Origin of the sequence: Paenibacillus sp. FSL W8-0187, from assembly GCF_037969755.1 — a bacterium.
GTDB lineage: Bacteria > Bacillota > Bacilli > Paenibacillales > Paenibacillaceae > Paenibacillus_AQ.
The window spans coordinates 6,874,913-6,897,596 of record NZ_CP150206.1 but is presented as its reverse complement, the minus strand read 5'-3'; the positions used below and the strand labels follow the sequence as shown (position 1 = coordinate 6,897,596).

23 protein-coding genes and 1 riboswitch are annotated in these 22,684 nt (G+C 51.2%); of the genes, 22 read left to right on the top strand and 1 reads right to left on the bottom strand.

The genetic code is table 11. From position 1 onward, the window contains the following. Nucleotides 1–34 precede the first annotated feature (34 nt). Nucleotides 35–1,537 (top strand): cardiolipin synthase, encoded by a 1,503-nt coding sequence (gene cls / locus MKY48_RS31290; RefSeq protein WP_339268520.1) that lies wholly within the window; start codon nt 35–37, stop codon nt 1,535–1,537. A 72-nt stretch (nt 1,538–1,609) separates the two neighbouring features. Here cls and MKY48_RS31285 read toward each other — a convergent pair whose 3' ends face one another. Continuing rightward, a complete protein-coding gene (locus MKY48_RS31285; protein ID WP_339268518.1) occupies nt 1,610–3,151 on the bottom strand; it encodes a phospholipase D family protein in 1,542 nt (513 codons plus the stop codon). A gap of 303 nt (nt 3,152–3,454) precedes the next feature. Here MKY48_RS31285 and fni point away from each other — a divergent pair, with 303 nt between their 5' ends. The 21 genes from fni to MKY48_RS31180 all read left to right on the top strand — a co-directional run bounded on the left by fni (nt 3,455) and on the right by MKY48_RS31180 (nt 22,677). After that, a complete protein-coding gene (gene fni / locus MKY48_RS31280) occupies nt 3,455–4,570 on the top strand; it encodes a type 2 isopentenyl-diphosphate Delta-isomerase (RefSeq protein WP_339268517.1) in 1,116 nt (371 codons plus the stop codon). Nucleotides 4,571–4,754: 184 nt separating this feature from the next. Further along, nucleotides 4,755–5,855 (top strand): redox-regulated ATPase YchF, encoded by a 1,101-nt coding sequence (ychF, locus tag MKY48_RS31275; RefSeq protein ID WP_076323963.1) that lies wholly within the window; start codon nt 4,755–4,757, stop codon nt 5,853–5,855. A 295-nt stretch (nt 5,856–6,150) separates the two neighbouring features. Beyond that, the gene (gene prfA / locus MKY48_RS31270) at nt 6,151–7,218 is read left to right on the top strand and encodes a peptide chain release factor 1 (protein ID WP_076323964.1); all 1,068 of its coding nucleotides are present in this window, start codon (nt 6,151–6,153) and stop codon (nt 7,216–7,218) included. A gap of 4 nt (nt 7,219–7,222) precedes the next feature. Continuing rightward, nucleotides 7,223–8,113 carry a peptide chain release factor N(5)-glutamine methyltransferase gene (prmC, locus tag MKY48_RS31265; protein WP_339268514.1) on the top strand — a complete coding sequence of 297 codons (891 nt, stop codon included), beginning with the start codon at nt 7,223–7,225 and terminating at the stop codon, nt 8,111–8,113. 133 nt (nt 8,114–8,246) lie between these two features. Further along, entirely contained in the window at nt 8,247–9,434 is a 1,188-nt protein-coding gene (locus tag MKY48_RS31260; RefSeq protein WP_339268512.1) for an FtsW/RodA/SpoVE family cell cycle protein, read from the top strand. A gap of 319 nt (nt 9,435–9,753) precedes the next feature. Next, nucleotides 9,754–10,932: an FtsW/RodA/SpoVE family cell cycle protein gene (locus MKY48_RS31255; RefSeq protein WP_076323967.1), complete on the top strand. Its 1,179-nt coding sequence runs from the start codon at nt 9,754–9,756 to the stop codon at nt 10,930–10,932. 240 nt (nt 10,933–11,172) lie between these two features. Next, a complete protein-coding gene (gene spoIIR, locus MKY48_RS31250) occupies nt 11,173–11,868 on the top strand; it encodes a stage II sporulation protein R (protein WP_076323968.1) in 696 nt (231 codons plus the stop codon). Between the two features lie 381 nt (nt 11,869–12,249). Next, nucleotides 12,250–13,416: an L-threonylcarbamoyladenylate synthase gene (locus MKY48_RS31245; protein WP_339268510.1), complete on the top strand. Its 1,167-nt coding sequence runs from the start codon at nt 12,250–12,252 to the stop codon at nt 13,414–13,416. 81 nt (nt 13,417–13,497) lie between these two features. Next, complete coding sequence (locus MKY48_RS31240) at nt 13,498–14,061, top strand: manganese efflux pump (protein WP_339273713.1); 564 nt, start codon at nt 13,498–13,500, stop codon at nt 14,059–14,061. Nucleotides 14,062–14,115: 54 nt separating this feature from the next. Continuing rightward, nucleotides 14,116–14,703, top strand: coding sequence for a low molecular weight protein arginine phosphatase (locus MKY48_RS31235; RefSeq protein WP_213647039.1), 588 nt, complete (start codon nt 14,116–14,118; stop codon nt 14,701–14,703). Between the two features lie 90 nt (nt 14,704–14,793). Next, nucleotides 14,794–14,875: riboswitch (ZMP/ZTP riboswitch) on the top strand. A 114-nt stretch (nt 14,876–14,989) separates the two neighbouring features. Further along, nucleotides 14,990–15,454: a ribose 5-phosphate isomerase B gene (gene rpiB, locus MKY48_RS31230; protein WP_339268509.1), complete on the top strand. Its 465-nt coding sequence runs from the start codon at nt 14,990–14,992 to the stop codon at nt 15,452–15,454. 84 nt (nt 15,455–15,538) lie between these two features. Then, nucleotides 15,539–16,123, top strand: a complete 585-nt coding sequence (locus MKY48_RS31225) for a TIGR01440 family protein (protein ID WP_339268507.1) — start codon at nt 15,539–15,541, stop codon at nt 16,121–16,123. A gap of 90 nt (nt 16,124–16,213) precedes the next feature. Beyond that, nucleotides 16,214–17,464, top strand: a complete 1,251-nt coding sequence (glyA, locus tag MKY48_RS31220; protein WP_076323973.1) for a serine hydroxymethyltransferase — start codon at nt 16,214–16,216, stop codon at nt 17,462–17,464. Nucleotides 17,465–17,808: 344 nt separating this feature from the next. Beyond that, a complete protein-coding gene (gene upp / locus MKY48_RS31215; RefSeq protein ID WP_076323974.1) occupies nt 17,809–18,438 on the top strand; it encodes a uracil phosphoribosyltransferase in 630 nt (209 codons plus the stop codon). 59 nt (nt 18,439–18,497) lie between these two features. Then, a complete protein-coding gene (wecB, locus tag MKY48_RS31210) occupies nt 18,498–19,655 on the top strand; it encodes a UDP-N-acetylglucosamine 2-epimerase (non-hydrolyzing) (protein WP_076323975.1) in 1,158 nt (385 codons plus the stop codon). A 175-nt stretch (nt 19,656–19,830) separates the two neighbouring features. Continuing rightward, complete coding sequence (locus MKY48_RS31205; RefSeq protein ID WP_076323976.1) at nt 19,831–20,061, top strand: AtpZ/AtpI family protein; 231 nt, start codon at nt 19,831–19,833, stop codon at nt 20,059–20,061. Then, nucleotides 20,058–20,435: an ATP synthase subunit I gene (locus MKY48_RS31200; RefSeq protein ID WP_076323977.1), complete on the top strand. Its 378-nt coding sequence runs from the start codon at nt 20,058–20,060 to the stop codon at nt 20,433–20,435. The genes MKY48_RS31205 and MKY48_RS31200 overlap by 4 nt, the downstream gene beginning before the upstream one ends. Nucleotides 20,436–20,470: 35 nt before the next feature. After that, nucleotides 20,471–21,232 (top strand): F0F1 ATP synthase subunit A, encoded by a 762-nt coding sequence (gene atpB / locus MKY48_RS31195; protein ID WP_076323978.1) that lies wholly within the window; start codon nt 20,471–20,473, stop codon nt 21,230–21,232. Nucleotides 21,233–21,338: 106 nt separating this feature from the next. Continuing rightward, nucleotides 21,339–21,551 (top strand): F0F1 ATP synthase subunit C, encoded by a 213-nt coding sequence (gene atpE, locus MKY48_RS31190; RefSeq protein WP_007128780.1) that lies wholly within the window; start codon nt 21,339–21,341, stop codon nt 21,549–21,551. A gap of 95 nt (nt 21,552–21,646) precedes the next feature. Next, nucleotides 21,647–22,135 (top strand): F0F1 ATP synthase subunit B, encoded by a 489-nt coding sequence (gene atpF / locus MKY48_RS31185; RefSeq protein WP_076323979.1) that lies wholly within the window; start codon nt 21,647–21,649, stop codon nt 22,133–22,135. Beyond that, the gene (locus tag MKY48_RS31180) at nt 22,132–22,677 is read left to right on the top strand and encodes a F0F1 ATP synthase subunit delta (RefSeq protein WP_076323980.1); all 546 of its coding nucleotides are present in this window, start codon (nt 22,132–22,134) and stop codon (nt 22,675–22,677) included. The genes atpF and MKY48_RS31180 overlap by 4 nt, the downstream gene beginning before the upstream one ends. Nucleotides 22,678–22,684 lie beyond the last annotated feature (7 nt).

Sequence of the window (22,684 nt, the reverse complement as noted above, 5' to 3'; positions counted from 1 at the left end):
AGACAGAAACGATGTAGAACAAGGGGTAAACGATATGAGAAAGGGAATAGAGGCTGTACTGATTACCGCGCTTTTGTTCGCGTTTTATTATTTTGGCATGGATTATTTCGGGAAGACGACAGGGACCATTATCGGGATATTCTCTACGCTAACCGTAGTATCCATCGGATTCATGATTTTTATGGAGAATCGTCATCCCACCAGCACGTTGGCCTGGATTCTGCTTTTGGCGCTTGTCCCTATCGTAGGGCTTGTCTTTTATTTTTTGTTCGGACAGAACTATTTCAAGCGGAGAAAATACGATAAAAAAGCGCGGAAGGACGTGCTGGTATATACCAGCGAAGTGCTCCGGAAGAACACCCCAGACATCTCCTGCTTTAAGCCCGAAGTGCAGCAGCTCCTTCAGCTGTCTACCCGCCTTGCACGCACGCCGATTTCCTTCTCGAGCGATACCAAGGTGCTGACCGACGGGGAAGAGACTTTTGCGGCCTTGATTGCGGAGCTGGAACAAGCGGCGCATCACATTCATATGGAATATTACATTTACCGTCCGGATGCGATCGGAACGCAGATCCAGGAAATTTTGATACGGAAGGCGAAAGAGGGGGTGGCCGTTCGGTTTATGGTGGACGCCGTTGGCAGCTTGCAGCTGCCGCCTTCCTTTTTGCAAGAGATGCGAGATGCGGGTGTACAGGTCGCCGTATTCGGCAGTCCCAAAACGATATTTTTCACGAGCCGCGTGAATTACCGCAATCATCGCAAAATCGTTGTTATTGACGGGAGTGTCGGATTCGTTGGTGGATTGAATGTAGGGGATGAGTATTTAAGCCGCAGCAAGGCATTTGGTTTCTGGCGCGATACCCACATGCTTGTCCGTGGAGAGGCTGTCAGAACGCTCCAAGTTATCTTTCTCCAGGATTGGCAGTACATGACAGGTGAGCAGCCGAGTGAACCCATCTATTATTCACCGGATTTGCTGGAGAACCGTGCCGGTGCCGTCCAGATTATCGCAAGCGGACCGGACAATGAGCGAAGAGCCCTGAAGAACATCTTCTTCTCCATGATTGTGTCGGCTCGTAAGTCGGTATGGCTGGCTACGCCTTATTTTATACCGGATGAAGACATATTCACCGCGCTCAGGGTTGCTGCCTTGTCCGGTCTTGATGTACGGATTCTGTTTCCGTCGAAACCGGACAAATGGCTTCCCTTCCTGGCTTCTCATTCCTATTTTCCGGCTCTGCTGGATGCCGGGGTAAGGGTGTATGAATATGAAAAAGGGTTTATGCACTCGAAGCTGCTAATCGTTGACGGCGAGGTCGCAACCATTGGTACGGCTAACATGGACATGCGGAGCTTCCACCTTAATTTTGAGGTTAATGCTTTACTCGTTCATACGGAAAGCGTAGGCAGGCTGGTATCCGACTTCGAGCAGGACCAGGAATCCGCTATCCTGTACGACCGCAATCATACCCGTAAAAAAAGAATCATGACCCGGCTGCTGGAGTCGGCCGCCCGGCTAATGTCACCTCTGCTGTAATGCGGTGGAGGTGGGGAACTCGTGGTACATACGGGCACTTCATGTGCGTACATACATCATATTGAAAGAACTTTAAAAGGTAGTGAAACCGAGCCATTTTTGCAGTTTAAACAGGATGTCCTTCATCCATGTCGTTTTTCCTTGGTAAGCCTCAACTTCGAGACTAAAGGCTGCGCCTTCGTTGAGCCATATTCGATGAAAGTAACGGTCCAGATCCCGGGTAAGCGGATGATCCTTAGGTGCGGCTATCCACAAGTTGTTTTCCAAATTGAGATCAGCCAGATTCCGCTGGGTGAAGTTGGTTGACCCACCGGTAATCACAGACTTGCCTGTCGGTTTGGCAATGTACATGAGCTTGGTATGATACTGCTCTGTACCGGTGTTGTACCAGCGAACAGAGATGTTGCCCTTGGATTTTTGGATGAGCTCAGCGGCAGCCGGACGGTTAGGGATGCCGATCTTGTCCCGGCCGAAGGCATTCTGGTTCGGATCCAGGATGAGGCGGATATCAACGCCGCGGTCCGAGGCCTTAAGAAGCTGGTCCATGACTTTGCTGTCGGCTAGATAGAACATCCCCATCCAGAGCGTGTCCCCAGGCTGTGATTGCTCTATGGCTTTCAGAACATATTTATAGATTTTTCCTTCCGTCAGATAACGAACATCGACATCGTTTGCTTGACCAGAAGGTTGCATGTGTGGCTTGGAGTCTGGCTCATATTCCGGCAGTTTGATTCGGCTTGTAAGGTTAACGGCAGCTTGTTCAGCTGCAAGCATATCCCCGATGATGTCCCCACTCGTTTCGAAGGCAATGTTTGAATGGAACGCGCTGGCGTCATGGATGTTGGCCGAAGTGACCAGCGCAGTGTTCTCGCTGATGACGATTTTACGGTGATTGGCCTTCACATTCAGCAGCTTCAGATAGGAGCGGACCGTAATATCGGGTGCTTCGCTTGCCATCAGATTGGGGAGTGTCCCTCTGCCCGACTGGCCAAACCACTGGAAGAACGTTCGCCATACAGCGGAATAGATGGGCGTGGAATCTCGAAGCCGGTTGACATCGGTTATAATTACATGAATCCCGGCTGCTTTCATGGCCTCGAATTCCGGCAGCGAATAGGAGCCATATCCGGTATTGACTTCATCGGAAATAAAGAAGATATCCATGTCGGGATATTTCTTCTTATGGACAACCAGAAGATGAGTGAGTTCTTCGCTGACTTCAGGGAATATCTGACCTTTATGGGTGTAGCCATTGAACAGAAACATATCGATCACCAGGAACTTCCGGGATTCATCGATAATTTGACTGATGCGTGGTCCGATTTCGCGATCATGTATCGGTTGACCGTCCGGTCCGGGATAGGTCAGGTCCATCCACATTTTAACGTCGCTCTGGTAAAGCGGGCTTTCATAAGAGATCCCCTTCGGCAGCGGCTTATGCGTCTGATAAATCATCACGCCGATAAGCCAGAGAATGAGAAGGGCCAGGCCGATCAAAATCGTGTTTCGTATGCGGAAGCCTCTGGAAGGTTTCCCTGGTACAAGCTTTGTACCTTCACGAGGTGTATTTTGATTTTCTGAAGTGCGCGTATGAAATAATTGGCGGAAACCCAAGATAGCCCATCCTCCTATCGCTACTGTTGTATAACGTTAATTAACATGAATGACCTGTCCTGACGCACTCCATGTTTTGCAGTTCGGATCGTATTCGATTTCGGGTTGTTCCTAAGATCTCAGGGTAGAATGATGGTCGAGAGGTTTGTTAGTTCAATACATGCGTAAGAATGGGTGAACACCGAGTTTATATTTTAGCTTGTAGAGGTACATATCATGTAGAGCTGGGACAATCTGTGGTGCCAATGATATGCTTATATATAGTTATTTAAGGGATGAGTGAAGTGGATAAGGAGGCACGGGATGAATTCAGAACATAAAGAAACTGCGGATAAACCTGCTGAAACCATTTCAGGCAGAGGATCGGAAAAACTTGAGGGCAGGCTGATGCCGGAAGTGCCCACGGGCGAGCGGAAAATAGAGCATGTACGCTTATGCTTGAATGAGGAAGTAGGCTCTGTGGGAGTAACCACCGGTTTTGAACGTTACCGCTTCCGTCACTCCGCACTGCCGGAAATTGACTTTGACGATATTAAGCTGGACACAACATTTCTTAATTTTTCTGTACGCACACCATTTCTAATCAGCTCCATGACTGGCGGAAGCAAGGCTACCGGAGAGATCAATAGACGTTTAGCTGAAGCAGCGCAGCGGCGCGGCTGGGCACTTGGGGTAGGCTCCGTTCGGGCCGCGGTGGAGAAGGAAGAGCTTGCTTCTACTTTCCGTGTCCGGGAGAGTGCGCCGAGCGTGCCGGTTATCGCTAACCTTGGAGCGGTGCAGCTGAACTATGGCTTTGGCCTTAACGATTGTCAGCGGGCGGTAGATATCGCGGGTGCGGACATGCTGGTTCTCCATTTAAACGGACTTCAAGAGGTGTTTCAGCCGGAAGGGAATACCCGGTTTGGCTGTTTGCTTGGGCGAATTGAGGATCTGTGCCGTACACTTTCGGTACCGGTTGGCATTAAAGAAGTTGGCTGGGGAATCGATGGTGAAACGGCGCGGAGCCTGCTGAATATCGGGGCGGCCTTCATCGACGTGGCAGGTGCGGGCGGTACTTCATGGAGTCAGGTTGAAAAATTTCGCAGCCCGGATCCGGTTCGCCGCGCAGCGGCTGAGGCTTTCGCCGGTTGGGGCAATCCTACCGCGGAATGTATCGTGGAGGTGCGCGAAGCTGCGCCAACCTGTGCGATTATTGGCAGCGGTGGGCTGCAGAGCGGCGTCGATGCGGCTAAAGCGCTCTCGCTTGGCGCCGATCTGGCAGGCTTCGGGCGTGGACTCCTGGGCTCGGCGGTCGAATCCGTGGAAGCGCTGGATCAGCGGCTTGCCCAGGTGGAGTTGGAGCTGCGGACGGCGATGTTCGGAATCGGCGCAGGGAATATCGATGCGCTGAAGTCTACCAACCGGCTGATTCGTGTATAAATGGCCGGAGTGATGGGCCCGGATCACATTCAACGATGGCAGTATATTCGTGTTGAAGTCTATCGGGTATCTGCTATAATTAATAAGATTGTTTAGCTGGCGATTCGTAGCTTCGGCGATAAGAACCAAAGCTGTGTAATACTTATAAATAAAGAAGTAAACCTAATAAGGAGTTGTCACATAAATGGCTTTAAAAGCAGGAATCGTCGGTTTGCCAAACGTCGGCAAATCAACATTGTTTAATGCGATCACGCAAGCAGGCGCCGAATCGGCCAACTATCCGTTCTGTACGATTGATCCTAACGTCGGTGTTGTGGAAGTGCCGGATGAGCGCCTCAACAAACTGACCGAACTGGTTCAGCCGAACAAAACGGTACCGACCGCTTTTGAATTCGTGGACATCGCGGGCTTGGTTCGCGGGGCGAGCAAAGGGGAAGGCCTTGGGAACAAGTTTCTTGCCCATATTCGTGAAGTGGATGCCATCGTTCATGTTGTTCGCTGCTTTGAGGACGAGAACATTACCCACGTTGACGGTAAAGTGAACCCGGTCAGCGATATCCAGACGATTAATCTGGAGCTGATCCTAGCGGATCTCGACAGCGTGGAGAAGCGGATCGATCGCGCGAAGAAGAACATGAAGGGCGGCAATAAGCAGTATGCTCAGGAAGTAGAACTGCTGGAGCGCCTGAAGGAAGCCCTTTACAACGATCAACCGGCACGCAGCGTGGAACTGAGCGACGATGAGAAGCTGATTGTTCGTGATTTGCACCTGCTGACATTGAAGCCGGTGCTATACGCGGCTAACCTGAGCGAAGACGGCGTTACGGAAGCCGACAGCAATCCTTTTGTACAGCAGGTTCGTGATTTCGCGGCTGCGGAGAACGCACTCGTGGTTCCGATCAGCGCGAAGGTTGAAGCCGAGATTGCCGAGCTTGAGGGCGAGGATAAAGCGATGTTCCTTGAGGAGCTGGGGCTGGAGGAATCCGGTTTGAACCGTCTGATCAAGGCGGCTTACAGTCTTCTGGGATTGTACACCTACTTTACGGCAGGCGTGCAGGAAGTACGTGCCTGGACGATCCGCAAAGGAACGAAGGCTCCGCAAGCGGCTGGCGTGATTCATACCGACTTCGAACGCGGCTTTATCCGTGCTGAGGTCGTAGCTTACGATGATCTGGTTGCGGCCGGATCGATGAACGGCGCGAAGGAACGCGGACAGCTTCGCCTGGAAGGCAAAGAGTACGTTGTGAATGACGGCGATGTGATGCACTTCCGTTTCAATGTGTAGGAATTGAAGTATTCAAAGGCCATGGCTCCATGTCACTTTGTGCATGGGACCGTGGTTTTTTTGAAGATATCATAGTGATGAGCTGAGGAGTGCTGGACCCTCCCTGCACAGGTGGATCACCCTCTGAATGGGAGCCAAACTTGAAGGGAGAGATCCTTTCAGTCCGGTCAACTGCCTGCTAGTCAAATACGTCGTTTCATGGTAAAATAAAAAGTCGTTTACACTTCATTGTTGATGCGAAATGGAGTGCAAAAGGGCATATCTTCAGGAATATATCTTAGAGAGGTGAATTCCTTTGTTGGACCGATTACAATCCCTTGCGGACCGTTACGAGAAGTTAAGTGAGCTGTTGTGCGACCCCGATGTCGCTAATGACTCCAAGAAGCTCAGGGATTATTCCAAAGAACAATCCGATTTACAGCCTGCTTATGAGGCTTATGTTGAATATAAAAATGTAATTGAAGAGCTCGAAGCTGCCAAAACCATGCAGGGCGAAAAGTTGGATGACGACATGCGCGAAATGGTGAAAATGGAGATCGAAGAGCTTACCCAGCGTGAGCGCGAGCTGGCGGAGAAGATTCGGATTTTGCTGCTGCCGAAGGACCCGAATGATGATAAGAACGTCATCATCGAGATTCGTGGCGCAGCCGGCGGCGACGAGGCGGCACTGTTTGCTTCCGACCTGTACCGGATGTATACCCGTTATGCGGATACCCAGGGCTGGAAGGTTGAACTGATGGACGTCAACACGAACGATCTGGGTGGCTTCAAGGAAGTCATCTTCATGATTAATGGTCGCGGCGCTTACAGCAAAATGAAATTTGAGAGCGGCGCGCACCGTGTGCAGCGTATTCCGGCTACGGAATCCGGAGGTCGTATCCATACATCCACCTCTACGGTGGCGGTCATGCCAGAGGCGGAAGAAGTGGATATCGAAATCCATGACAAGGATATCCGCGTGGATACCTTCTGCTCCAGTGGTGCAGGCGGTCAGTCCGTTAACACCACCAAGTCGGCGGTACGCGTAACGCATATCCCGACGGGGATTGTGGCTACGTGCCAAGACGGCAAATCGCAGAACTCCAATAAGGATAAGGCACTGCAGGTGCTTCGTGCCCGTATCTTTGATATGATGCGCCAAGAGGAAGAAGCGAAGTATGCCGGTGAGCGGAAGAGCAAAGTGGGTACAGGTGACCGCAGTGAGCGGATCCGTACGTACAACTTCCCGCAAAGCCGTGTAACCGATCACCGGATCGGACTTACCGTTCACAAGCTGGATCAAGTGATGAACGGGGAGATTGAAGAGATCGTTTCGGCGCTGACCCTTGCGGAGCAGGCTGAACTGATGGAAAAAGGAGTATAACGCTTTGAAGCGGACGATATTTGAATTGACGCCGCAGCGCAGCATAAGAGAAGCCTTTGTGGAGGCTTCTTCTTTTTTAGACGGCTTGCGGGTAATGGAACCGCAGCGGAATGCGCAGCTGCTGCTGGAGCATGTGCTGAGATTGTCGGGAACCTCATATTATATGGCACTCGCGGATCCGTTTCCGGCGGACCGCCGCTACGCCCTGGAAGAAGCGATCAATCGCAAAGCCCAAGGCGTTCCTGCGCAGTATATTATCGGCGAACAGGAATTTTACGGCAGACCGTTTGAAGTTACGCCGGCGGTTCTCATTCCGCGTCCGGAAACGGAGCTGCTCGTGGAAGCGGTGCTGAAGTATGGACGGGAGCTTACTTCGCGATCGTATGAAAGGCTACAGGCCATTGATATCGGCACGGGTAGCGGGGCCATCGCCATTACGTTGGCATTGCAGGAGCCGGCATGGGATTTGCTGGCGAGCGATATTTCGCCGGATGCGCTGGAGGTAGCTGCTCGTAATGCGAAGCAGCTGAACGCCTGTGTCGAGTTTCGGCAGGGGAACCTGTTGGAGCCATTCGCCGGCATGGCCCCGGACATCCTTGTCTCCAACCCGCCGTACATTCCGGCGGAGGATATTGAGGGACTTCAGCCCGAAGTCCGTGATTATGAGCCGCGAACGGCACTGGATGGCGGGCCGGACGGATTGAATCCGTACCGGATCATGATGGCGCAGCTGCCCTTGCTGTCAGCTCCGCCGCGGCTGATCGCCTTTGAGCTGGGTATGGGCCAAGCCGAGGATGTGGCAGAGCTTCTGCGGAGTGCAGGGCACTGGAAGGAAATCGTCACGGTGCCGGATTTGGCGGGGATTGACAGGCATGTTCTGGGAATTTTCCGTTAATTGTGTTCTGGGTGGATTTCTTTTAAAATAGATGATGGGCTGAGCCGATTAAATGTTTGCTGTCGTACAGATTGTTACCTTACCTCAATTGGCAAATCAGTGTGTACAGCTCCGGGCACAGGGGGACCAAAGCATGCTTCAGAAATTCAAGAAAATTGATTTTGTTATCGTTTTTGTACTGTTGATGCTGATGGTTGTCAGTATTACATCGATATATAGTGCCACGCTCGACAACACCGGATTCGAAAGACACCATATCAAGATGGGGATATTTTATATCCTCGGATTTGCAGCCTTTTTTGGGCTCAGTTTGATTGATTATCGGTTATGGAATAAATACGCAATGCATATATACATCGGCGGGTTATTAGCCCTTCTGCTGCCTTCCTTCATCGGCCAGACCAAAAATAATGCCACAGGTTGGATTAATCTGGGTATCGTGGATTTTCAACCTGCGGAATTGTTCAAGCTGGTGCTGATCATATTTATCACCTATGTTCTTATCCGTAAGAATAAAACGAAGTTGTCCTTTTGGCGGGACATTGTACCGATTGGGCTCTTGACGTTTATCCCGTTTGCCGTTGTCATGGTTCAGAATGACTTGGGTAATGGACTGAGCTATATTGTCATCTTGCTTGGGTTGTTATGGATCGGGAATGTGAAGTTTTCGCACGCTCTTATCGGGCTGCTGCTTGTAGCAGGCATCGCTTTCGGTGGAGCACAGGCCTATATCCACTATCATGATGAAATCAAAGAATCGAAAATCATGGAGAGCCGCGGCCACTGGATGGAACGGATTGACCCATGGCTGATACCAGAAAAAGCAACGCCGAAAGCGAGTTATCATACGAACAATGCGAAGCTGGCCATTGCTTCAGGCGGTATGAGCGGAGAAGGGTATTTACAAGGAAGCTCCGTACAATCCTCGCGTGTACCTTATACGTATTCGGATTCAATTTTTGTGCAAATTGCAGAGGAATACGGCTTCATCGGTTCTTCCATTCTGTTGTTGTTATATTTCATACTCATTCACAGAATGATTTTGATTTCATTGGAAAGCCGGGACAAAGCGGGTCCATTTCTAATCATCGGCATTGTTGCCATGCTGCTGTATCAAATCTTTGAGAATATTGGCATGTTTATTGGGTTGATGCCTTTGACAGGGATTACGCTACCCTTCATCAGTTATGGTGGAACATCACTCATCATTAACATGGCATGCCTCGGGGTTGTCATGAGTGTGAAGCTGCATGGACAGGAAGTGGAGGAGGATATGCCTAATCCTCAAACGTACCGCTCTGTACCCCCAAAACAGGCTTGATTTACGCTTATCGGATTTAGAATCAAAAGAGATGCTATCGAAAGCAGCATCTCTTTTGTATTTTTTGTTGGTATCCACAGAAGGGTCCGTGAATTGTATTAGTGGAGGAAATCTTTTAGAATATTTCATTAGGGGCTAAGCACGGCCTGCTCCTTGAAACGCTCCATTGTAATGTCGCCTTTAGACTTTTTTTTAACGGATATTATTTGGATCAACGATAAGCAGCGTTAAACTTTCTTTTCGAATAATCGTTATATGCCTGTATAGGCAAACCGGGGGGTTGGGGTTAACAGCTCCGGGCACAGGGGGACCGTAAAGAATGCTTCAGAAATTTAAGAAGATGGATTACGTTATTGTTTTTGTACTGGTTTTGATGATGGGCATCAGCATTACGTCGATATACAGCACAACTGTTGACACCAAATTCGAAGGCTCTCATCTCCGCATGATTGCCTTTTACATTGTCGGTTTCATTGCTTTTTTCGGAATCAGTCTGCTGGATTACCGGTTGTTGATTAAATATGCTAAATATATTTACTTGGGTGGATTAGCTGTTTTGGTCCTCGTTATGTTTATCGGTAAGGATATCAACGGGGCCCAAGGCTGGATTTACATTGGCGGACTCAGTATACAGCCTGCTGAATTGTTCAAGCTGATCCTGATTATTTTCCTTTCTTTCGTATTGGTGCGCAAAAACAAACCGCTGCTGTCTTTCTGGAAGGACGTTGTCCCGATCGGACTTTTGGCATTCGTGCCTTTTGCGCTCGTTATGGCCCAGAATGATTTGGGTAACGCGCTCAGTTATGTCGTGATTTTGCTGGGGTTGCTCTGGATCGGGAATGTCAAGTTCTCCCATGCGCTCATTGGGCTTGCGCTTGTGGCAGGCTTAGCCTTCGGTGGGGCTCAGGCCTATATTCATTATCATGATGAATTGTTGGAATCGAAGATTTTGAAGCCGCACTGGGTGGAACGGATTGATCCGTGGCTCTATCCGGAGAAGGCAACTGCCAAGGCAAGCTACCATACGACGAATGCGAAGCTTGCCATCGCCTCGGGTGGCATGAGCGGCGAGGGCTACATGCAGGGATCGTCGATCCAGTCGGGCAGAGTGCCATATGCGTATTCTGATTCCATATTTGTGCAGATTGCCGAGGAATTCGGTTTTATCGGATCTTCCGTTCTGCTTCTGTTATATTTTATCCTGATCCATCGGCTAATCCTGATCTCCCTGGAATCCCGAGAGCGTGCGGGGCCGTTTCTTATTATAGGAGTCGTGGCGATGTTCTTATATCAGATCTTCGAGAACATCGGCATGTTTATCGGCTTAATGCCGCTGACCGGGATCACGCTGCCCTTCATCAGTTACGGGGGAACTTCCCTTGTGATCAGTATGGCCAGTCTGGGTGTCGCCATGAGCGTGAAGCTGCATGGACAGGAAGTGGAGGAAGATATGCCGGATCCGCATGCCTATCGCCCGGCCGCTTCGAAGCAGGCGTAACTTGCGGGAAGCTCAATAATTGCCCTATCTCCAGCGGAAAAGTGTGGGGCACGGCAATTAGATGAACTGAATAACCGATCTTGGCGAAGATGCGATTCCCGTGGGAGTCGCATCTTTTTTGGTTCGTGCTGCATCAATCTATGATTTTTATATCAAATTGCTAGATTCTACGTTTATATCTTTGTCCGGCGGACATACTGATAGCATCATAGAGATGTTCATAGAGAGGCGGCTGGCAAGATGAAAAATTATAGTGAAACCCTCCGTATTATCGTGAAGAAAATGGTTGTGCTCTTATCCTGTATGTTTATGGTCATTATGGCTTGGGAAGGACAGCAGATTGATGCTTCTGTTGTTGGCGGTCCGATCCCCGAGGAATCGATACGACTTCGCATTCTGGCGAATTCCGATAGCCCGTCCGATCAGCTGGTCAAACGAGAGATCCGTGATTCGGTCGTTGAGCAAATGCAGCTCTGGGTCCTGCAGCTGGAGAACCCGCAAAGCCTGGAAGACGCCAAAGAATTAACCCGGCAGCATCTTCCGGAAATCCGCCAATTGGTGGGTGAAGAGTTGAAGAAAAGGGGAATTACGTACAATTACACCGTAGAGCTTGGCGTCGTGCCGTTCCCGACGAAGTTATACGGGGGCACGGTGTATCCGGCCGGCGATTACGATGCGCTGCGGATTTCTTTAGGAGAAGGTCAAGGGCAGAACTGGTGGTGTGTCCTGTTCCCGCCGCTTTGTTTCATCGATGGTGGCAGCGGGGATGCGGCGGCGCAGCCTGTTGACACAGGTATCCAAACGGTTTCTGCTGAGGCTGGCGAAACTTCCCAAGAGGAAGCTCCGAAGAACGCAGGCGATAGCGAACCGGAGGTCCGCTTCTTCTTGTGGGATATGTTCCGTGGCATTTGGAACTGGGTGGTAAGCTTGTTCTAGGATTATGAGTAAGCTGATTTTCAATCCTGACCCGGTATGATAAACTTTGAAGTAGAAGTGCGAGTTCAAAAAGTCGGATTTTCAGCACCGAGAAGGTTGGATGAAGCTAGGGAGTGAGGAGCGGAGCGTACGTTTTGGGTACGTGAGCACCGGAAGGCCCGGCTGAATTCAAGATTCGATGCCGAGCTGCTTCCTGATTCGCTTCGTGATCAAAAGCGGACTTTTTGAACAACCTCTAGAAGAGTGCTTTCTCTTTGGCGCGACTGGTTTGAATGAGAACCGGCCCGGGACTGAAGAACGAAAAGCGCTTTTTATTTTGGGGCATAGGCAAAACTCGCACGGGAGTTTATATATTTCATATACAGAAAGTTTGGGATAGGAATGGAACAGAACGGGAACGGCATGGAACCTAACCAGCAGCGGGATAACGGCTTCCGCCAGGTTGGTGCAAAATCAACCCAAGTGTGGCACGTCTCGAACTCGCTCTCTAGGGAGAGCTTAAGTTTGGAGAATGAGGCAAAGCAGGCGCTTGGGGAAGCGGGGCAGGTGCTTGAGCTCGGCGGAACGGTGGCCTTTCCGACGGAAACGGTCTACGGGCTTGGCGCGGACGCCGGCAATACAGAAGCGGTCGAGCGCGTCTTTGCCGCGAAAGGCCGGCCGTCGGACAATCCATTGATTGTGCATATTTCAGAGCTAGCTCAGCTTGACGGTTTGGTCCTTCATGTAAATGAGACGGAACGGGCGCTGATGGCAATGTTCTGGCCTGGGCCGCTATCGCTGGTACTGCCCGTTAAACCAGGTGCTGTCTCCCCTCGCGTGACGGCAGGCCTCGATACCGTTGCCGTACGGATGCCGGATCACAATGTGGCGCTGGCTTTGATCAGCGCCGCCGGGCGTCCACTGGCTGCGCCGAGCGCGAACCGTTCCGGTCGGCCAAGCCCGACGCTGGCCAGCCATGTCCTGGAGGATCTGGCGGGAGCGATCGACGGCGTCCTCGACGGCGGCCCGGCCGGGGTGGGCGTCGAGTCGACGGTGGTGCAAGTCGGCGAAGACGGGGCCGTCACGGTGCTCCGCCCGGGCGGCGTCACGGCGGAGCAGCTTGCCACGGTTGCGGCAAGCGTGCGCATGGACCCGGCGCTGCATCGCGCCGCCGGGGAGGCGGAGAGCCCGACGCCGCGATCGCCGGGCATGAAGTACACGCACTACGCACCGAAGGGTGCGATGTGCGTGGTGCAGGGCCCGCGTGCCATTGCCGTGTCGGCACGCATCGCGGCCGAGCTTGAGGCGGCCGCCCGGCGCGGGGAGGTGACCGGCGTGCTGTCATTCGACGAGCACATCGGTCACTACCACGCGGACGTTGTCGTCTCGCTCGGCAGCCTGGCCGCGCCGGAGGAAGCGGCCCGCCGGCTGTACGCCGGCCTGCGCCGATTCGATGACGAAGGCGCGACCTTCATTCTGGCCGAAGCGTGCCCGGAGCAAGGTCTCGGGGCAGCCGTCATGAACCGGCTGTTGAAGGCCGCGGGACACCACATCATCGATGTGAATTGAGCTGCTGAATGAACACTTTTGGCATCATTTACCCCTTGTCCGCATATGGTGTACAAGACCATGGGACTTGGGGGAATGGGCATGCTGGAGGCGTCTGTCCAATCGGGACAGCTTGCGGCGATTCTGCTGATGGCGGTTGCACTCGGGCTAGACGCATTTTCGCTTGGAGTCGGAGTCGGAATGAGAAGCGGTATGCGCTTAGGCCATATGTTGGGCATCAGCTTCATGATCGCGTTGTTTCATATGTTGATGCCGCTGCTGGGCTTATTTGCCGGCCGCTATGTAGGCATGTTACTGGGTCACGTCACAGGACTTGCGGCCGGCGGACTGCTGCTTCTTCTCGGCGGGCATATGATGTATAACGCCTGGCGGGGCGGAGAAGGACAGCGAATACATCCTACCGCATTTTTAGGCATGCTGCTGTTTTCACTTAGCGTCAGCATCGATTCCTTCTCGGTAGGCGTTTCACTCGGGATGTTTGTGGATGATGTACTGTTGATCGTGATCTCCTTCGGGATCGTGGGCGGTTTGCTGTCCATTCTCGGTTTGCTGCTTGGCCGTCAGGTAAGCAATAAACTGGGGGAGTACGGTGAAATGCTGGGCGGGCTCATTTTGGTTATATTTGGTGTCATGTTTATCTTTTGACGTTATATTTGTTACAATAACCCCAAAGAACCTACTAACGGGAGGAACGGGACCGTGAAAAATATACTGTTTGTCTGCACGGGAAATACCTGCCGCAGTCCAATGGCTGAAGGCATGCTGCGCAAGCTTGCCAAACAACGGGGCATCCCGCTGGAAACGAAGTCCGCCGGTGTCTCGGCCGTGGATGGAATGCCGGTGTCCCATCATGCGGAGTCCATACTACGAGACCAGGATATCCAAGAACGCTTGGTGTCCAAACCGTTGACTGCGAATCTGGTGGAGTGGTCAGATTTGATCCTGACGTTGACCCAGTCGCATAAGCAGTATGCTATAAGGCAGTTCCCGCACGCCGCAGACAAGATGCATACGCTGAAAGAGTTTGTTGAGGATGACCGACAGGTGCTGGATGATCTGCGGGAGCAGGATAGTCTGTATGCGGCGCTTGAGCTGGCCAGATCGCTGGGCCGCGACGTCAGCGACCGTGACCGGGAGCGTCTGATCGAGCTGCGCCAGCGCATTCCGAGCTTCGATATCTCCGATCCTTTTGGAGGCTCGCGGGAGGAATATGAAGCGACGGCTGCAGAGATTCGGACGGCGTTGTTCCGTCTCTTGGACAAGCTGGAGGCGGATCGGCATAACTAAGCCTTGCTTTGAACGATATGAAGCCTACCATTGGGCTAAAAAGCCACTTGCCTTTCACATGGTATTGCTTTAAGATGGAGTTGAAAAACAATGATCCGGTGTAACTGGCGACGAAGTGGATGAAACCACGATGGAGCATCGGAATATACGGCCGGTCGCCTGGGCAAAGAGCATTTGGAGCACAATACGTGCGCCGACTGCTCTTTTTTCGTCTTTTGCGCCTGATTTGGGTTATAATGAAACAAGCTAAAACGCAAAAGCGAACATACGAGGGGGTTTTTCATAGATGAAAATTGCATTGGGTACGGATCATGCCGGCATTCGTCTGAAAGAGGAGATCGTGGAAGTCATTCGGGGTCTTGGACACGAGGTGGAGGATCTGGGCTGCGGCTGTTCCGATTCCGTGGATTATCCCGATTATGCCCTTCCTGTGTGCGAGAAGGTAGTCTCGGGTGAAGCGGATCGCGGCATTCTGATCTGCGGTACGGGGATCGGCATGAGCATTGCGGCCAATAAGGTGCCGGGCATTCGCTGCGCGCTGACACATGATGTGTTCTCGGCCAAAGCGACGCGTGAGCATAACGACAGCAACGTGATTGCGTTGGGTGAGCGTGTCGTCGGTCCCGGACTTGCTGCTGAAATCGTCAGCGCATGGCTGACAACGGATTTCAGTCATGGCGAGCGCCATATCGGCCGTGTGAACAAGATCAAGGCCATCGAGGAGCGTTACCTGAAGAATGAGTCGCGATAAGTGAACGCGTAATTTACGGCTGCGGCTATCGTGATATGGGATTGAAGCATCTTCTGTGAAAAAAATCATCGGGAGGACTGTGACATGACGGATATCTCCAAGGTTTCCTTGAACGAACAGACAGCGCGTATGGTCCGCGAACTGGCCGAAGCGGCCGTGTTAGGACCCGGTAAAGTGCTGGTCATCGGAGCCAGCACCAGTGAAGTGGTCGGACGCCGGATCGGCACAGGCGGCGCTCTTGAAACGGCGCAGCAGCTCCTTCAGGGCATTGCCGAGGTTCAAGCGGAATTCGGTTTCGCGGTGGCTTATCAATGCTGTGAGCATCTGAACCGTGCGCTTGTCATGGAACGCGAGCTGCTCGAGCGGCTGGGCTTGACGGAAGTGGCGGCTGTTCCCATTCCGGGAGCGGGAGGGTCGATGGCCTCCGCGGCTTACCGCAGCATGAAGGAGCCTTGTCTTGCGGAATCGATTGAAGCACATGCCGGAGTTGATATCGGCGAGACGCTGATCGGCATGCATTTGCGGCGAGTGGCGGTTCCGTTCAGACCGACCGAGCGTTATATCGGCGAGGCGCGCGTAACCGCGGCTTATACCCGTCCGAAGCTGATTGGCGGAGAACGCGCGGTGTACCAGTTCGAGCAGAGGGATGATTCCACACTATGCGATTGATTCAAATGAGAACTCGCTTTTTTAATTATGACAACTTGTAGTATTGACTTTGCAAGAAAAAATAACGATTGATTATGGGAGGATATGAACATGATGGAACATTTGCGGAAGAGTGACCCGGCTGTATTGGAAGCGATGGATTTGGAGCTGAAGCGTCAGCGCAGCAACATTGAGCTGATTGCCTCTGAGAATATTGTTAGCGAAGCGGTTATGGAAGCAATGGGGACGGTGCTGACGAATAAATATGCGGAAGGCTACCCTGGCAAACGCTATTACGGTGGCTGTGAGCGTGTGGATATCGTGGAAGATATCGCCCGTGACCGTGCCAAAGAACTGTTCGGAGCCGAGCATGCCAACGTTCAGCCGCACTCCGGTGCCCAAGCGAACATGGCGGTATATTTGGCAGCCCTGAAGCCTGGAGATACCGTGCTCGGCATGAACCTGGCTCATGGCGGTCATTTGACTCACGGAAGCCCGGTTAACGCTTCCGGCCTTCTGTACAACTTTGTTGCCTACGGCGTGCAAGAAGATACGTTCCTGATCGATTACGACGAAGTTCGCAAAGCGGCATTCAAGCATCGCCCTCGTCTGATCGTAGCGGGTGCAAGTGCCTATCCTCGCATCATTGATTTTGAACGGCTTGCTGCCATCGCGAACGACGTTGGCGCGTTGTTCATGGTTGATATGGCTCATATTGCCGGTCTTGTTGCGGCAGGTCTTCATCCGAATCCGGTTCCGCATGCCCATTTTGTAACGACAACGACGCATAAGACGCTTCGCGGACCTCGCGGCGGTATGATTCTGTGCAAAAAGGCTTGGGCGCAAGCGATCGATAAAGCGGTATTCCCCGGCTCCCAAGGCGGCCCGCTCATGCATGTTATTGCTTCCAAGGCCGTTGCGCTTGGCGAAGCATTGGATCCGTCCTTCAAGACGTATGCAGAGAATGTCGTGAAGAACGCGAAAGTGCTGGCAGATACTCTGATCGAGGAAGGCTTGAATATCGTATCCGGCGGAACCGATAACCACCTGATGCTGGTGGATACCCGCAATCTGGACATCACCGGTAAAGACGCGGAGAAAGTTCTGGACTCCATCGGGATTACCGTGAACAAGAATGCCATCCCGTTTGATCCAACCAGCCCGTTCGTAACGAGCGGTATCCGTATCGGTACCCCTGCGGTTACTTCCCGCGGTATGGATGAGCAGGCGATGGTGAAAATCGCGAAAATTATTGCCATGACATTGAAGCAGCCGAAAGACGAGGCAACGCTTGAAAACGCAGGTCGTTTGGTGGCTGAGCTTACAGATCAATACCCTCTCTATGCTGAAATGAAATATTAATCACAGTCTCCTCCGAAGAAGAAGCCTATGATAAGAGGACCCCGCCTGATGCAGGTGGGGTCCTTTTAGGAGCTATAAACATTCTGGCCAGATTGCTATGCTCTCATTTTCCCAGTCAGGTAGCTTCGCGGTTAGCATCAATATAGGCGAAAATGGAAAACCTAGGTTCAGGGCAGAAGGAGATCCGGTTTAGTTATAAGGTCAAAAACTCATGGAATAAAACATGACCCGTGCAGGTGTCAATTGACTAGAGGGAATGATATAATAGACAGGATTTATGGAGCTCACAAATATTTTACGCCCATATTGAAATAACATTTGTACTCAAACCGGAGGGACCAGACATGGGAAAATTGGTGATTTGTGATCACCCGTTGATTCAACACAAACTTACATTTATCCGCGATATGCGGACTAACACAAAAGACTTTCGCGAATTGGTAGACGAAGTCGCGACTTTGATGGCTTATGAAATTACGCGGGAGGTTTCTCTTGAATCCATATCCGTGCAGACGCCGGTAGCTGAAACCCAAGGCAAAGTCATTTCCGGCCGCATGCTCGGCTTGATTCCGATCCTGCGCGCCGGTCTCGGCATGCTGGATGGAGTTGTCAAGCTGCTTCCTGCAGCAAAGGTAGGGCATGTCGGATTGTTCCGTGACCCCGAAACGCTTCAGCCTGTTGAATATTATACGAAGCTTCCAACGGACGTTACGGAACGGGAATTGATCGTCATTGATCCGATGCTCGCGACGGGCGGATCCGCCATCGCTGCTATCGACGTGCTGAAGAAACGCGGCTGTACCCAGATCAAGATGATGAACCTCGTGGCTGCACCGGAAGGTGTGAAGGCTGTCCATGATGCCCATCCGGACGTGGATATTTATGTTGCTGCTCTCGATGAGGGCCTTAACGACCATGGCTACATCGTACCGGGCCTTGGGGATGCAGGGGATCGGCTGTACGGCACGAAATAAGTGCCAGTCATTCGTACGTCTTGAATATTTGAAAACAAGCAAAGAGGGGTATTTCAAACATGTCAAAAGTGAAAGTGATGACGATATTTGGGGTCCGCCCCGAAGCAATCAAGATGGCGCCGCTTATTCTGGAGCTTCAACGTCACCCCGAGCATATTGAATCGGTCGTTTGTGTTACTGCGCAGCATCGGCAAATGCTGGATCAGGTGCTGGATGTGTTCAAGATTGTTCCCGACTATGATTTGGATGTCATGAAGGACCGTCAGACGCTCAACGAGATCACCGTGCGCGTTCTGGAGGGTCTTGAGCCTGTTCTTCGTGAGGCTAAACCGGATATCGTTCTGGTGCACGGCGATACGCTGACAACGTTCCTGGCCAGCTATGCAGCCTTTCTGCAGCAGATTCAGGTTGGCCATGTAGAGGCGGGTCTGCGGACATGGAACAAGCTGAATCCTTATCCGGAGGAGATGAACCGTCAGTTGACCGGTGTGCTTGCTGATCTTCACTTTGCGCCGACGAACTGGTCCGCCGAGAATCTCCGCAAGGAGAACAAGCCGGAATCCCGCATTTATGTTACGGGTAACACGGCTACGGACGTGTTCCAGTACACGGTGCGTGAAGGTTATACCCATCCGGTTCTGGACTGGGCGAAGGGCAAACGCTTGATCCTGATGACGGCACATCGCCGCGAATCCCAAGGGGAGCCGCATCGTCAAATATTTGAAGCGGTAAAGCGCATTGCCGATGAATTTGAGGATATCGCCATCGTATATCCTGTACATCCGAGCCCTGCCGTTAAAGAGCCGGCTCATCGCATTCTGGGAGATCACCCGCGCATCAAGCTGATTGATCCGCTGGATGTTGTGGATATGAACAATATCTACACCCATACGCATTTCATTATTACGGATTCCGGCGGCATGCAAGAGGAAGCTCCGTCATTCGGCGTGCCGACCCTGGTGCTTCGGGATACGACCGAACGTCCGGAGGGCATTGAGGCCGGTACCCTGGAGCTGGTAGGCACCCAGGAGGAGAATGTGTATGAACGGATTAAGGTTCTTCTGACTGATCAGGAGCTCTACGACAAGATGAGCAAAGCGGCTAATCCGTATGGTGATGGACAAGCTTCACAGCGAATTGTCAATGCGATTTTGCACCATTTCGGCATCCGAAAAGAGCGTCCTGAAGAATTTCACAGAATGTTCACAAAGGTATAGTTTACCGTATTCTGATGGGCAAGGAGACAGCATACAGTTGAACTGTACGGTTACCGCGGCGTTTTGTGCAATTTAGACTGCTCAAAACGCCGATTTTACACGGTAAATCCATCAAATCGATTCATTGACAAACTCTTGTAATATTCAGTAAAATGAGTTGGGATTAGAGGTTCATATGAAAAATCCGAAAAGTCAAGATAACCCTTGGTTGATAGCGCTATACATTAGCGGGGCTGGCGGTTTGCTTGCCGCTTACATTCTCATCGGTTTTTTTACCGGGCGATGGCTCATGAATCATTTGGACGGGCCCAGAGTGTGGCTTGCCATTGGTACGCTTTCGGGGCTCTTTGTAGGGATTTTGAATATCGCTCTTCTCATTAAAAAGTTTTTGGGGGCGCAGGCGTGAATGATTTGACTTCCATTGTGAACGCTGTATTTAGAGTATCATTACTCTTATTGTCTGCCTTGTTTCTCGGATGGGCTCTCTATCCGGAATTTCGCCCGATTTTTATGGGGTTGATCATGGGCATGGCGGCGGGATTGTTTAATGTACGCTTCCTCTCCATGAAAGTGCAGCAGCTGGCGCAATTGGCTGTCGATCCGGAACCGAAAAAGTACAACTTCGGCTTTATTACGAGATTGTGCATCGGATTTCTGATTGTTATCTTCGCCGCTAAACTCGAGCAGGTATCACTCGGCGGTGCAATTGCCGGTCTGTTCATACCCCAATTGTTGACCATTCCTGTCAGCATTGTGTTCAGTTTGAGAAACAATCATTGATCAGCGCTAACTTGGAAAGGGGTGAAAACAATTTTATGCATGATTCACCGATTATCAAACTTGGCGGATTGAATATTGATCTTTCAGCGGTACTAATGCTGTTCGTCACCTGTTTGGTGGTGTTCGTATTATGTCGACTGGCTGTACGTAATCTATCCGTCGAAAACCCTTCCAAACTGCAAAACTTCATGGAATGGGTAGTGGAATTTGTGCAAGGCGTCGTAGCGAGTGCGATGGATCTGAAGAAAGGGAAAGCTTACATATCATTGGGGCTTACTCTCATCCTGTTCATCTTTGTAGCGAACTTGCTGGGCCTGCCGTTCTCAATTATCACCGACTTGCCGGAGAACTTCAAAGTCTTTGGTCAGCCAATTCTGGCTACGCTCGGACTTGAACATGGCCACTACGCCCACGTATTGTGGTGGAAGTCGCCAACAGCGGACATTTCCGTTACGGCCGGTCTTGCGATCGTTGTGTTCGTGCTCATGAACTACCTGGGCTTGAAGCAGAATCGCAAGCATTACCTGAAGCATTACATCGAACCGTTCCCGATCTTCTTGCCACTCAATATCATTGAGAACCTGGCAAAACCTATCGCTCTGGCAATCCGGCTTTATGCCAACATTTTTGCCGGCGAGGTACTGATCACGGTGATTCTGAAAACCGGCTTCTGGGGCATTCCATTTATGGCCGCATGGCAAGGTTTCAGTATCTTCATTGGTGCATTGCAGGCGTTTATCTTTACGATTTTGACCATGGTATACATCTCGCAAACAACGATTCACGAAGAGCATTGATCAACTCGGACGAATCCGCCGTAACAGCGGTGTTTTTCGAAAGAGATATTTTCTATAGTTTCACCAAATTTCAATTTTGAAACAATTTTAAGGAGGATATTTAACAATGGAATTTTTGGCAGCAGCTATTGCAGTAGGTCTGGGCGCTCTTGGCGCAGGTTTGGGTAACGGTATGATCGTAAGCAGAACAGTTGAGTCTATCGCTCGTCAACCAGAAGCACGTGGTCAATTGCAAACAACGATGTTTATCGGTGTTGGTATCGTAGAGGTTATTCCTTTGGCGGCTACTGTTATCGCGTTCTTGATCATGTTCTCTTAATAACAATACAACGGTTTGGCGGGGAGGGCCGATGCCATCCGCGCCTTCGTTTTGTTAGGCACCGCACTTCGTGTTGATGGAAAGGAGTGACCTCAATGAATATTCTATGGGAAAATATGGTAATCACTATTATCGCGTTTATTATTCTTTACCTTTTGCTTCAAAAGTTTGCGTTCAGTAAATTGTTCGGCATCATGGAGCAGCGTCGTGAACTGGTAATGAGCCAGATGAACGAAGCGGCACAGACCCGTCAGCAGGCAACTGCTTATGTAGAAGAGCAGAAGAAGGCACTGGAGCAAGCGCGTCAAGATGCTCACGAAATCATCGAGCGTTCCAGACAAACTAGCAACAAACAAGCAGAGCAAATTATGGAGCAAGCTAAGGAAGAGGCGGTTCGCCTGAAATCCGAGGCTGTTCGTGATATCGACAATGAGAAGAAGAAAGCTGTCGAAGAGCTTCGCAATGAAATCGGCAGTGTTTCCGTGAAAATCGCTACCAAGCTGATTGAACGGGAAGTGAAGAATGACAAAGCTCAAGAAGAACTGGTGGATCAATACCTTAAAGAGGTAGGAGGCAGACCATGAGCCAAAATACAGTAGCAGCCAAGCGGTATGCGCGGGCGCTGTTCGAAGTGGCGGCTCAGCAGCAGAAGGGTCTGGAAGTGGAAGAAGAATTACGCGCTGTTGTGCAAGCCATCGAAGGCGATGCCGACATCCAGAAATTCATCTCCACGCCGAATGTTCCCCAGTCCGTGAAGATGAACGTAATCAGCCAGGCGTTGGCAGGGAAGGTATCGCAGCCTGTATTGAACACGATCGAATTGCTTCTCGACAGAGGGCGTACAGAAATGTTCGCTGAACTGCTGAACAGTTATGTGAAGATACAAGGTGCGAGCTTAGGATTGGCGGACGCCACTGTGTACTCCACCTACCCGCTTAGCGATCAGGAAAAAGAACAGGTAGCTTCGGAATTCGGACAGTTAGCCCATCAGAATATCCGGGTGACCAATGTTGTGGACGAGAGTTTGCTCGGCGGCCTGAAAGTTGCCATTGGCGACAAGCTTTATGACGGAAGCCTTGCCGGGAAGCTGGAACGTCTTGAAAAGTCTTTTAATAGACGAGCATAGTAGATAG